The organism is Xanthomonas sp. DAR33341, from assembly GCF_003992815.1.
GTDB classification, from domain to species: domain Bacteria; phylum Pseudomonadota; class Gammaproteobacteria; order Xanthomonadales; family Xanthomonadaceae; genus Xanthomonas; species Xanthomonas cissicola.
In genome coordinates, this window is record NZ_QEYV01000046.1 from 1 (window position 1) to 12,079 (window position 12,079).

General features: G+C 54.0%; 12 protein-coding genes. 6 read left to right on the forward strand and 6 right to left on the reverse strand.

The genetic code is table 11. The features are described from left to right. Nucleotides 1–1,537 precede the first annotated feature (1,537 nt). A complete protein-coding gene (locus EO156_RS24500; protein ID WP_016851047.1) occupies nt 1,538–1,831 on the forward strand; it encodes a hypothetical protein in 294 nt (97 codons plus the stop codon). 67 nt (nt 1,832–1,898) lie between these two features. Here EO156_RS24500 and EO156_RS22540 read toward each other — a convergent pair whose 3' ends face one another. From EO156_RS22540 to EO156_RS22555, 4 genes are all read right to left on the reverse strand, one after another. Then, nucleotides 1,899–2,888, reverse strand: coding sequence for a DNA-processing protein DprA (locus EO156_RS22540; RefSeq protein ID WP_014089899.1), 990 nt, complete (start codon nt 2,886–2,888; stop codon nt 1,899–1,901). Continuing rightward, nucleotides 2,885–4,099 carry an HAD hydrolase-like protein gene (locus EO156_RS22545; protein ID WP_230577945.1) on the reverse strand — a complete coding sequence of 405 codons (1,215 nt, stop codon included), beginning with the start codon at nt 4,097–4,099 and terminating at the stop codon, nt 2,885–2,887. Before EO156_RS22545 ends, EO156_RS22540 begins: the two co-directional genes overlap by 4 nt. 218 nt (nt 4,100–4,317) lie before the next feature. Then, on the reverse strand, nt 4,318–4,818 hold the full coding sequence (locus EO156_RS22550; RefSeq protein WP_016851045.1) for a hypothetical protein: 501 nt from the start codon (nt 4,816–4,818) through the stop codon (nt 4,318–4,320). A 45-nt stretch (nt 4,819–4,863) separates the two neighbouring features. Further along, nucleotides 4,864–6,015: a site-specific integrase gene (locus EO156_RS22555; protein ID WP_014089902.1), complete on the reverse strand. Its 1,152-nt coding sequence runs from the start codon at nt 6,013–6,015 to the stop codon at nt 4,864–4,866. A gap of 751 nt (nt 6,016–6,766) precedes the next feature. On the opposite strand from EO156_RS22555, the gene EO156_RS22560 reads away from it, so the two are divergent. From EO156_RS22560 to EO156_RS22580, 5 genes are all read left to right on the forward strand, one after another. Continuing rightward, nucleotides 6,767–7,213, forward strand: coding sequence for a hypothetical protein (locus EO156_RS22560; RefSeq protein ID WP_016851042.1), 447 nt, complete (start codon nt 6,767–6,769; stop codon nt 7,211–7,213). An 80-nt stretch (nt 7,214–7,293) separates the two neighbouring features. Next, nucleotides 7,294–8,418, forward strand: a complete 1,125-nt coding sequence (locus tag EO156_RS22565; protein ID WP_016851041.1) for a DUF4062 domain-containing protein — start codon at nt 7,294–7,296, stop codon at nt 8,416–8,418. Between the two features lie 31 nt (nt 8,419–8,449). Then, nucleotides 8,450–8,950: a hypothetical protein gene (locus EO156_RS22570; RefSeq protein ID WP_078585785.1), complete on the forward strand. Its 501-nt coding sequence runs from the start codon at nt 8,450–8,452 to the stop codon at nt 8,948–8,950. 114 nt (nt 8,951–9,064) lie between these two features. Continuing rightward, the gene (locus EO156_RS22575; protein ID WP_124632062.1) at nt 9,065–9,541 is read left to right on the forward strand and encodes a hypothetical protein; all 477 of its coding nucleotides are present in this window, start codon (nt 9,065–9,067) and stop codon (nt 9,539–9,541) included. A gap of 568 nt (nt 9,542–10,109) precedes the next feature. After that, nucleotides 10,110–11,000, forward strand: a complete 891-nt coding sequence (locus EO156_RS22580) for a MobA/MobL family protein (protein WP_078562076.1) — start codon at nt 10,110–10,112, stop codon at nt 10,998–11,000. A gap of 225 nt (nt 11,001–11,225) precedes the next feature. On the opposite strand, the gene EO156_RS22585 is transcribed toward EO156_RS22580, so the two are convergent. Both EO156_RS22585 and EO156_RS22590 read right to left on the reverse strand, forming a co-directional pair. Then, complete coding sequence (locus EO156_RS22585; RefSeq protein ID WP_016851038.1) at nt 11,226–11,618, reverse strand: hypothetical protein; 393 nt, start codon at nt 11,616–11,618, stop codon at nt 11,226–11,228. Nucleotides 11,619–11,667: 49 nt separating this feature from the next. Continuing rightward, nucleotides 11,668–11,985, reverse strand: coding sequence for a hypothetical protein (locus tag EO156_RS22590; RefSeq protein ID WP_016851037.1), 318 nt, complete (start codon nt 11,983–11,985; stop codon nt 11,668–11,670). Nucleotides 11,986–12,079 lie beyond the last annotated feature (94 nt).

Consider the following 12,079-nt stretch of genomic DNA (forward strand, 5'->3'; position numbering starts at 1 on the left):
GTTCTACAACCCACAACGCCGTCATGGTTCAACTGGCGACCTGTCCCCTGTAGAGTTTGAACGGCGCTACGCGCAACGAGGGTCTTGAGTGTCTACGGAACCCTGGGCGTATCACATTGCATTTTTATTTATCGGTAATATAAGAAAACAGACGATGCGGTGCATTGAGGGTTGTTAAGCGGTTCGTTGAAGTTCGTGACATGGCGAATGTTTTGTTAGTGCCTGCACGCTGAAGTGGCTAGTATATAAATCTTTGAAAGAATCATCGGTAAAAGCTTCTTTAGAAAAATGAATGTTGCAGGGCGGTGTGTAACTCGCAAAACTTATGCGAGTTAACTTGCTAGTGCGGTTTTTTTAGGGTTACAATGTGATCAAGGGGTCCTTAGCCCCCTACCTTCTTGGTGCCAAACGCGGCGCATAGGGAGGCGCAGTTCGAGTCCCAGTTTGGGTTGCAGACTTCCCTGGTGGTCAAAGCATCTGTCATCACTAAGGAGCTGAATATGACTTCAAACACACACATTGAATACGTTGTTCCACACGCTGTAGACGAAGGATGCATGGGTGCTCGTAAGAGTGCCGAAGTGGTCTTGAATGGGCAGCAAGCTAGGGTAAGGAGCGAGACGCATGGATTGCGCCTCGATTTGTCCATTCGCGGGTGGTTCAAGAGTGCATTGTGGTCTGGTTGGTTGGTGGCGTGCCTCTCGCGGAGCCCAGTTGGGGAAGAGCTACAACCCAAGTTGAAGGACGAATGCGCTTAACTTTGATGATCGTGACCAAGGGGAGGCTAGAAGGTTCGAGTCCTTCTCTCCGCGCCAATTTATTGGACGTTGCTTTACATTTGTGGCGTCCGTTTGTCTCTACGCGACTGAGCACTGAGGCCAAAAGTGTCAGCCTGACTATTAAGGCAGTGTAGTAAGCCCGGCGCGGCACGCTGTCGGGTTCCAAGTAAACGCGGCACCCATCCAAGTCAGGTTGACGCGCAAAGCAATTTCTCGCAAATCACTCCGTTCAGCGATTATTTGTTCCTCCGTGAGTATTTGATTGATGGAGGCACCATCGAGCATACGCTAAAAATTGTGGATCAGGTATCACGAGACTCGCAGGCCAGTGGTCTGTCCGATCCAGTGGCGCTGGCGCATGTCTCCGATGAAGCAGCGATACTGCACTACTGCATGTCGGCTATCGACTATCACTCGCTCGACGCCTAGCTGGCAGTCATTCGCGATGACTATAAGAGTAAATACACGTCTGCTTGGCAAACGTGTTCCCGTGTCAAGGACTGGGCGAATTCAGTGGTGGGCGCTTTTGCGCAGCTTGAGCGTTCCTGCGTGTATGACCAGACAAGTAAGCTGCTGCCTAATCGGACTGGGATAGCTCGCTTCAGGTTTGCGATGCGTTTCGCTGGCTGACTCAACTAGGGGGGGGGCTTGAAGTTAGGGAAGACGAAAGCGATTTTCGTGCGACGTCGCAGCGATGTTTAGCTATCGCTCAGTTGCTAAATAAGAACTTGCTTGAGGCGTCCGTTCGAGCACACTCGATGATCGAGAGGGCCTATAAGGATGTGCCAGTCGTGCAGGAACTCAACAGCTATAAGGTCGCCGCAGGCAAGTTCGCTGACTACTTGCAGGCGCTCAAAGAAATTGGCGAAGTTCCGTTGAAAGGAGTCGATGAAGCTACGGAAGAGTTAGCTTCCTGGTGTAATTACTTGGATGGCTATCACGCACGCCTCAAGGCCATCCTTGACCGAGCCTATGAAGGTTATATTCCATGCCTTATTGCGCGCGCAAGCTTCTGGGACGAGCACGTGCTGCCAAAGCTCGAAAGTGCCTAATCTCACTTTCCTGCGGCATCAATTTGGCTGAAATAGCAAATGTAGCATCTACCCTGCGAGGGATAGATTAGATCAATCCGCCTTGCATAGGATCTAATAATATTTTCTCAGTCGAATCGCTCAGGAGCATCTTGCTATAATCCTCACGGCTGCGCAGGATGATAAGCTGATCCAGCGCAGTCGCTGGACAACGCAGCAGATCTATCCGATCCTGTTTCGACCCATCAGCAAATGTAAGGTTTGCTTGGACCTTCGGCTCGCCATTTATCCGATCCAACTCTGTAGGGTAGGGCGCGGCCAGCCAACGACCATAGTCTAGCGCCGCGCGTGAAGCGTGCAGGCTTCCACCTTTAATGTCTGATTGAACCATGACGACGCCTTGGGCAAGGCCTGCCTGAGTGCGATCTCGTTTGACAAAGAACTCAGGACGAGGCTCGACTCCAAACCGGTATTCGGAGACCAAGGCCCCGCCCTTGTTGAGAATGTCCTCCGCCAACCGTGCATTGGTCTTGGGCGCTACGGTATGCAGACCATGGGCCAAGACAGCCACCGTATGCCCGTCATGGTCGAGCGCCGCCCGGTGCGCGATGGCATCACAGCCTTTAGCTAGTCCGCTGACCACGCTCCAACCTTGCTCAGCCAGATATTGAGCAATTCTTTCGGCGATGAGAGCGCCATGCTTAGTAGGCTCACGTGTGCCAATGACTGCCACTGACTTAGCTGCCTCATGTGCGAGCGTGCCGCGCACAAACAGCAAAAATGGATCGTCTTTCGTCGCTGCAAGCAAGGTGGGATAGTCCGGGTCGAGGGGCGAAAGAATTCGAGCGCCATGTCGCTCTGCCTGTTCGACCTGCTTCTCTGCTCCGTCTAATGCGTGCTTCCAGGCCACGCTGTCGCGCAAGGTGGCGGCGTTTGCCGGGAACTGGTAGGACATGCTCTCGGGTGTGGCGGTTTCGAAATTTGCCATGCTTGCCATCTTGCGCAGCGTAACAGGCCCGATGCCTTTGAGCATGGACAGCGCCAGTAATTTGCCGGTGGTTGGTGAGATCTCGCTCATTGATATTTCAAGGGGTCTGATACGGTCTGGGCCAGGCTGAAACAGTCTACGGAACTAGCACCTGCGTCGGTGAGGTATTTTTTGGCATACAACAGGGTTGATCCGGTGGTTGTCACGTCATCGATGACTAGGAACCTCTTGCCTTGCACTTCCGATGGATTGGCAACGTAGAGGTGATCACGAACGTTGGCGAAGCGCGCCTCCTGCTTTAGATGATCGTGGCTTTGAGACTGCACCCCCGGCCGGTAGCCGAGCACATTGGGGTTGAATGTCAATCGCAAACGGTTGAGTCTGGGGTTGGTGCCATACGACGCCTGTAGCTGTGCTAACAGATGTGCAAGCCGGTGCGGCCGGTCAGGCCTAGCAGGGATGACCGTGATGACCAATTCTGGACCGGTTCCGCTGAAGGGCAATACAGAAGTAAGGATGAGGTAGTGGAAGGCGATAAAGCTTCGGATTGTTTCGATCCATTCCGAGGGAAAGATCACTGCATCTTTGTTGTTTTGGATAGACTGAGATAGGTGATGCCATTCCCTTCGATACTTCAAGGCCTCGCAGGAGGTGAAGTAGCGCCCGGCTGCATGCACGACATGCCGTGCCTTCTCGCCGGGAAAGAACTTGGCAATCTCATCGAAACGCGGCTTTACGGTGGCTGGCATTCCGGCTTCCAGTAGGCGTTCCAAGTAGGGCAGCCCAGGCAAGGGATCTTGTAGACAGGTTTGAACTTCTTTCTGATCCCCTACCACCACGTCCGGGAGCAATGAAAGACTACGCCAATGCGTTTTCTGATGGCTGTGTGGCCAACCCTTCTTGAACAGTGCTACGCGGCACCCCGCGTTATAAGCCGCTTTAATGTCTACGTCCCCGTCACCCACGAGGAGAACATAAGGGAGCTGATCTGTGTCGTTCATGCCTACCGCAATCATGGACCTATGAACGCCCTCGCCGTCGGGCTTGTAGCGCTGCACATCCTCATACGCAATCACGATGTCCCAGTTGATTGACGCGTAGGCTTCGGCTAAGACCACATCCACATAGCGCCTCGGCGATCGGGTAAAGACGCCTAACTTTAATCCGGGAATTGTCAGAAGCAGCATGCGCAGCGTCATCTCATCAATGAGATGACGCGCGCGGCTCCTGAAAGCAGCCAATACCTCGCCCGCGTAAGCTGCGTCGGTGCGATTCTTGCCGGCCTCGCGTAGTTCTTTCATGTCCTCAGTGTCGACCAGCGTCTGGTCAAGATCGAATATACAAAGCCGGATCATCCTATCCCCTTGAAGTGAACTTGTTCCGAACACTATTCCAATAATCTAGCGTTCTGGCAATAAATTTTTATATCGGTGCAACGGGCGTGCTCCATCCCGCGTTCCGCATGTGACTCGTGCTCCCCCCTGACTAGTGCGCTCCACTCAGGCGTCCCGTCGGCATTTTACGCCGCCACGTAGGTCGTGTTCTCGGCTTTCATGCCATCCAAGTCTTCCCAGGTAACGAGCGCGTTGTAGGCCAATGGGCTGTCGAGATAGATGGCGGCATAGAACGAAATCGAAGAGCCAGGCTCCAAGACGGGAGCAGGGAACTTAGAGTCGTAATCTGTCCCCGCAATAGGATCGTGCTCTTCCTTCGCGGCAATGATCTTAACTTGAACATTGCGTGCCTGTGCTGAGCCTACATTCGTCACGCGGAAGCGGTAGGTCTTATTGTCAAGGTAAAGATCGAGCTTCACGTGAGCAGATGCGCGACCAGCATTGCTGGAAAGCAGCAGTTCTAGCTGCTTCTCATGCAAGGCGGCTGTGGCACGATTTTGGCGAAGTTGCGCGTCCTCCAACTGATCCATTCGCTTACGCTGCGCGCTTTGCCGAATAAGTGCGAGCGCGGCTGGCACGACTGCCAGCAATGCGATGAGAAGCGTGAGGACTTCAAACTTAATCATGGGATAGGCCTTTCGCGGAGCATTAGCCAGCTTGGATTGCCTCGCTCAAGGATACATCCTCGCCCCCTTCCTCAACCGTTCCTTGAACTGCCCGCGCACATAGCTCGGCAGCGTTACAGGTGGCTGATAGTGGCCAAGCGCTTCCACCTGGATTTTTCGGGTGTTCCCGGCTGATTTGTGCACATAGTTGTCCTGCAGAACGGGCGCCTTCTTATTGAGGGCATGGCCCGTGATCAAGGCAATGTGCTCCACGCGCACGCCTTTGGCGTCCAGCTCTGTGGCAAGCGTGTGCCGGAACGCATGCGATCCGATCCCTTTACCAAAACCTAAGCCCTTCAAGTAGGCCGCAAATTGGTTGACGAAGCCCTGGCTGTAGCGCCCGTTTGGCTCGCCGGTCTTGCGGCAGGTGCCGGCCGACAAGTTGGGGAAGAGACGCTTGTGGCCACTTGCCTTGATGTCCGCCAGGAAGTCGAGAAAGCCCGCCTGGATGAGGCTTGAGTGGATTGGCACCTTCCGGATCGCGCTCTTGCCTTTCAGGCTTTGCCGGCTGCGCTTGCCAGCGCTTTGCGCGAGATCTTCGTCCACCGTCTTCTGGATCGAGAAGCACCACACACCCTGATCTTGCAAGATGTCAGCTACTTTGAGCTGCGCAATCTCATTGATCCGAGCACCTGTGTAAAGCGCAATGAGCGGACACCACCAGCGATGAGGGTATTTCTTCGCCCATGGAACGAAGGTCCCAGGGTTGAAGATCTTCTGGATCTCTTCTGGAGAAAGCAGCCGCTCTGGCTCGTCCTGATCAGCCAGGAGTTCTTCTCTGGCAGGCTTAAACGCATCCATCGGCGAGTGCGGGATGGCATGCGCTTTGGCTAGCGTGTTGAAGAAGGATGCGAGGAAGCGCCGATGCAGTTCCAAGGTAGCGTTGGCCGGCTGCGCCCGTCCCAGACGTTGGCCCCTGGCGATCAACGCTTCGACGCTCAACCCTTGGTGCTTGGGGTTCGTCATGAAGTCTTGGGGCGCCCATCGCAGCAAGTCCCACATCTGATAGATGTGCGTGTGATCGATCCGAGCAACGGAGGTGTCGCCACTTACGCGCTGCAATATGGCAAGCGTGCGGCGGTAGGCCTCGATCGTAGTGGTGCGAACGTTCTGCCGTTCCTTGTCTTTCAGGAAGTCGTCGACCTCCTCGGAGAGCAACCGAGCCGGAGTGGCCAGGGGCAGAGGTTCGGGATAGCGAGTTCCGGATCGGCGAAGCCGGCGGAGCTTTTCATGATGGTCGTAGGTCGCTTGGACCAGATCTTGAAGGTGAAGCGCGCCAGCCCGGTCTTGAACGACGATATTTGTGAATTCGACTTTGCCGATGCGAATGCTTCGAATGGATAATTGACCTTTGGGCTGTTGCAAATATTGATGAAGTTGGGAGTGTTTAAAGCGCATCTACGATCCAATTTTGAGGAGGTAGACGTTTGATAAGGGGAGGGAATTTTCTGTCAATGATAAAATAGGACAGAAATTTTGTGCGGGCGATTGCCTAAGGTGGTCTCGATGATTGCTGTTCAAATGCCTCAATTTTCAGTTTGACTTCGATAAGGGATTTTATCGAGGAGCTATATACGTCAATGATTGCGACTGTATAAATGAGCTTGAAACCATCAATGCGCGTGTAGTGTTTAAACGTAACAAAAGGGCGGAAAGCGAGAGATATCTCACGCAAATAAAATGAACGCAATATAAATGAGGTGGCCTTGCCTAATCTAATATTTCTTAAGAAGGCAGTTAGGCAATCCGATTTCACTGCTTTTTGGACTTGGCAAAATCCTAAAAGTTAGTCTCAGCTTTTGAGACATAAGTAGTCTGAGATAGGGCCTGGAGACCGGAGCTTAGGGGCTTCGGGATCTGCAAGGCTATGCGTTGGTTCTCTTGATGACTTACCAATGGAGCTTGGCAAATGGGTATGCCTTTCGATGTGTCTGACGTGGTCGGTAGTCTGGTTGCAGCCGTTGTTCTCATTGTTGCGAAGTGGGCGTTCGATAAGCTTAGCTTTTGGGATGAAAAAATTGGCTTGATGATAAACCGAGCTGAACTGAGAAAGGTTGAGTTGCTCAGGGCTGACCCTGTCCACATCACGCATTTCCTATTGCTTCAGGGCATTTACTGTTTCGGCGCATTGGCTATTGGGCTGATGCTGCTGCCGCTGGCCTTCATGGACGGTGGCATGAAGCTACTCACGCCAGGACTGTGGTGCGTTGGTCTGGTAATCTATTTTTGCGTTGTGTTCCCGGCAGGCATGATGGTCCGCGTGCGAAAGGGCGATGCCTACATCAAGCGTCAACAGGAGCGCATCGCCCGAGCTGAAAAGCGACTTGAACTCCGCCGGCAGCGGAAGAGTCCATAGCCCTGCTTGAAGGAATGATGGTCACCTGACTTTCGCCACGAAAAGGTTAGCGTCATCCCACCGTTCAACATGGGTGATACATGAAAATCTTCATTAGTTCGCTTATCACCGGAATGGAGGCGGAACGGGCGGCAGTCAAGCACGCCATCGAGCTTCTCGGTCATCAAGCCATCATGGCGGAGGATTTCGGCGCCCGAGCCAGCTCTCCCCAAGTCGCATGTCTAAGTGGCGTGCGCGATGCGGATCTTGTCATTCTCGTTCTTGGACCGCGCTACGGGACCAAGCAGGCAGGAGGCGTTTCAGCAACGCACGAAGAGGTGCGTGAGGCCCGGAGCCGCAAGCCACTTCTGATGTTCGTGCAGTCCGGCGTGGAAGCGGAACTGGATCAAGCCGAACTGATTAAGGAGGTTGGCAAGTGGCAAGGTGGTCAGCTCTGGGATGGCTTTGTCTCAGCGGATGACCTGGGGCAAAAGGCAACTCGCGCCATCCATCGGTTCCAGCTGACGCAGGCCGTGGCGCCCCTCGATCCCACAGGATTGAGCGATTGTGCACTGACGCTCTTCCCACGGATCGAGCGTGGCTATCAGCAAAGTGGCACGGTCTTGCAGCTTGCTGTTGCAGCTGGACCGGACACAACAGTGCTTCGCCCCGCCGAGATGGAATCCCAGCCCCTTCTGGAGGCCATGCAACAGCATGCGCTCTTCGGAAAACCCTCTATTTTTGATCGTGGCTTGGGGATGCAGTCGCGCTTAGAGGGAGACGCGTTGCTCTTGGCCCAAGAAGGTCCACGCCGCGAAGGTGCGTCGATCCGGCTCTGGCCGAATGGGGATGTGCTCCTGAGCTTGCCCGTGCCACCTCCCGAGCGCGACGTGGGGCTATCGGTGGTCTTGGAAGAAAGCGTCGCAGAGAAGCTTGAAGCGGCGATCGCCTATGCCGCTTGGCTTCTGGGTCAGATTGACCCTACCGAACGGCTTACCCACGTGGTGCCGGCAGTGCGATTAATTGGAGAACGCGCCGGCGCTTGGAGGACTCGCGCTGAGCACGACGCCAGCCCGAACAGCATGCAAGTGCCTTGGCGACAGGGTGAGCACCAAGAGCCCATGCTTCTTTCGCCACCACATCAAGTCAGGCAGGCGCTGTCCATGGACGCGCAGCGCATCGTAGAAGATCTGGTCGTGCTCTTGCGCCGCCGCTGGATCAACTGACGCCCAACATGACGTCAACCGGGAGAAATCGATGAGCATTCCCGCACAAGCTTTTGCAGATCGGCTTCCCAATGACCTATCACCTGGCAGTATATTTCTGTTCCGAGAGAGTTGGGCAATGTTGGTCAACAATCAGCAGGAAGAAGGCGAGCCTGTTCTCGCTTTCTTGATGCTCCAAGGCGAGCGCGCAGGTTCGCTCTTCAAGGTAGGAGAGGGCATGACTCGATGTCTGACTATGGCTGAGCCGTTCGGATGGTTCGCATCAGTGAAAGAGGTAGCTCGCCCAGCACATGACGTGGTGGATACCGCATCACTATCACTTACGCCACATGGGCCGGTGTTGGTTGGTCAAATACCCAGCCAATGGGGAGACGGCGACAAGATTGCCTTTGGCATGGATGGACAACCCCGTAGTGACTATCCCCGTGGTGCCGTCAAGCGCTTTGCTAAATGGAGCGCTGAGATCTTCCATCCATCTCGGCCTTTCGTCAGCTTGGGACGTCTTTTCGAAGTCGATCGAACTCCTCGCTGATCCCACCAATTGTAGGCGATCATAGATTTGTGTCGTTGGGAGATCCATGAGGCATGATGATCTGATTGTGTTTTCCCGCAGCCACGAGAACCTCCATTGCGGAGTTAAATTAAATTGATAAAAAATTGGCCAAAAATTCTTCTTGCTGGTGCTGCGGTCGTATTGCTTTCGCGCGCATTGCTATCAAAGGAAAATTCGCGGGGTGCAACGAGATCTAATATCTCGGTGCAAGTTAAAGAGCCAGTGCCTGAAGCAACTCCGGTGGTTCCTGCTCAGGAAAGATCGGTCATCGGCAGGATGCTCGCCGCAATAAATCGAGAAGAGGCGAGGCTTGATCGTGTTCTTGACCGAATCCCTGCTTGGTTGTCAGCGACAGCGGCATTTGGAACGATTATGTTTGCCGCTGTAGTAGCGTTTATAGTTAAAAATTTGCCGGTTACTGGCCCCTTTTCGCCGATGAACCTAGTTTTTCTGTCTGTAATATTCTTTTTTGCTGCCGTTGGAGTCGTTCCCAAAACAAATGCGCGGTTTTGGTCGCTCCTCGGTGCGCTCGTTGGCTTTGTGATGTGGATTATTTCTTTAATTCAGTGATGGATGCTTTTCCAAATGGCATCGAAGTTCGATATGGTTAAAGAAGAACCAGTAGTGAGCAAGCGATTCCCCATGCAATGCCAAGTAAAAAGAAGAAAAGGCAAATGGCTGTAATGGCTAGTGAATAGCTCTCGGGTTTTGAAGATTTCTCAGGCATGTTAATTTTCTCGGGTTAATTTACTTCATAAGGTTTTTTACTTTTTTGTCAAGGATGCAGTTTAAGTGCAAAAATTTGCCGCACGCAGTGGTTGTTTTTGTCAATTGATATGGCCCTGATCTGCTGCTTGCCGGATGGATAGGTCGCCAATAACAAGTTCGCATCCGGTATGAGAGGGCAGTTCTTGGTCGAAATGCCGTATTGAGCTACAAGACGGTTTGTGAAGTGGAGAGCTGGGCTTTGTCATCCATCTCGGCCTTTCGTGAGCCTGGGGCAGATTTTTGAGGTCGATCGAAGTCTGGCCTGATTCCATAACAGGCAAAGTAGAACCCTCGAAAATAGCCGTCTTACGCTCTTGAGCCCTGGCAAATCTTGAGTCAGAACTGATGAACTCTGACTCAGGAAACACACATGGCCATCTATCACACCCGAATCAAAACTTACAGCCGAGCGAAAGGGCATTCTGCAATCGCAGCAGCTGCCTATCGCGGCGGCTACTTGCTCACTGATCCCACCTCCGGTGCTCGCCACGACTACCGGGGCAGGGCAGGCATCATCCAATCGCGTTGCCTGGCACCAGCTGGTTCACCGGCATGGGCGGATGACCCGCAAGCACTTTGGGCCGCTGCAGAAGCGGCGGAGCGACGTTGCAACAGCACTGTATGCCGCGACTTCGCGGTTGCGCTGCCGCACGAACTCGATGACCCCAAGCGCTGGGAGTTGGTGCTTGATATCGCACATCGCCTGATCGAGCGCTTTGGCTTTGCGTTGCAAGCGAGTCACCATCGCCCGACCAAAGATGATCTTCGCTACTTCTACTGCCATCTTCTTGCGACAACCAGGCGCATGGAAGCCTCGGGGCTGACGACAAAGACGCGTGTGCTAGACGGGCGAATGAATGGCAAGGAGGAAGTCGAGTGGATCCGCGCCATGATCGCTGAGCGCATCAAGGGGCACCTTGAACAGGCTGGCATGGGCAAATCGTTTGAGCATCGGTCCTTGACGGAACGCTTGGAAGCGATGCGAGGCAACGGGATCTTTGTCCAAGGACAAGCAAGCTTTGAGCAGCTTCTGTCCCGCTATCGCCAAGAGGGGCGGCTGTTGGGCGTGCCGGATGGCCACACGGCGGAACAGGCCCAGCGCGAGCGCCCAGGACCAGGCATGGACACTTCTGCTGATGAGACTTCGCTGGCGAAGATGCCTATCATGCCGGCATCCGTTGGCAGACTCAGTTCAAGTAGGGACGACGAAGCTCGGTCAGCAGCCCAGGGAGATCCACACGGCCCTCAAGATAGTCGTTGAGCGCATCGGCCATGTGCTGATCAATACCAAAGCCAGCCGCATGCTGTTGGGCGATCCAGCCTTCAACATGGGCTTGGCGCAGTTGATGCTCTTGGTGGTCCAAAGGTAAGGTTTGCTGACTGACGGAAGAAGGCATGACGAAGGATCCAAGTGACTGATTCACTTGATTCGTATCATAAAGCGGATCTTCGTCAAGCCGACCCTAGCTGCTCGAAAAACGAGCGGTCAGAGCTTCTCGCCCTCATTGATCGCCTGATTCAAGATCTCATACCACTGGTTCATCTCGCGCTCGCTGCCGAACTTGATCGTCCAGACTGGATGATTCACATCTCGAACGCTGACCGTGATCGTTCCTTCCCGCCTTGAGTTGTGCCAGTGCTTCTCCCAAGAGCGAACATCCATCAACGGGTAGATCTTCACTGCCCTGCCGACACGAATCTTCAACCGCGACCGTTCAATCGAGATCGCCAAAGCTCCTTGTCGCCAAAAATACGAGCGATCAAACTCCCGCTCAAAGACCTCCCGCTGGTTGCGCAATCGGTCAGCACGATTGACGACGAAGGCGACCAGCACCGCTGTGCCCAGGACAAGCAAGATGAGAAACGTGCCAACGGTCATGTGAACTCCTGAGAACAGAATGGGACCATCGTTGATTGCAAACGGATGGCTACTGGACGCGACCGGTGATCTTCCAAGTGCCGCCCATCTTGGTGAACGAATAAACCCCGTCCATCTGATTGCCAAAGTCGCGACCCATGGCTCTGACCTTGGCCGTTACGTCACAGGTGTAGCTGGGCGCGCCTTCCGCCTTTTTGCACTGATTGCTCTGGAAATCTTTGATGCGCGCCTCTTCATTGCTGTTGTCTTGAACGAACAGCAGGAAGGCATGCTCCCGCTCAGACTGCGAGGGGCCACCGGAAGAGCAGCTGGCCAAACAGATTGACATCAGGCCAACCAGGGCCAAGCAAAGCTTTGACATGTGCATCTCCAAAAGAGGGAAAGGGAAGGGTGCTAGAAATCCACCAGACCGGCAGGTTCGGGACGCTTGATTGGCCGACATGCTCAATGGCTGCACGCCT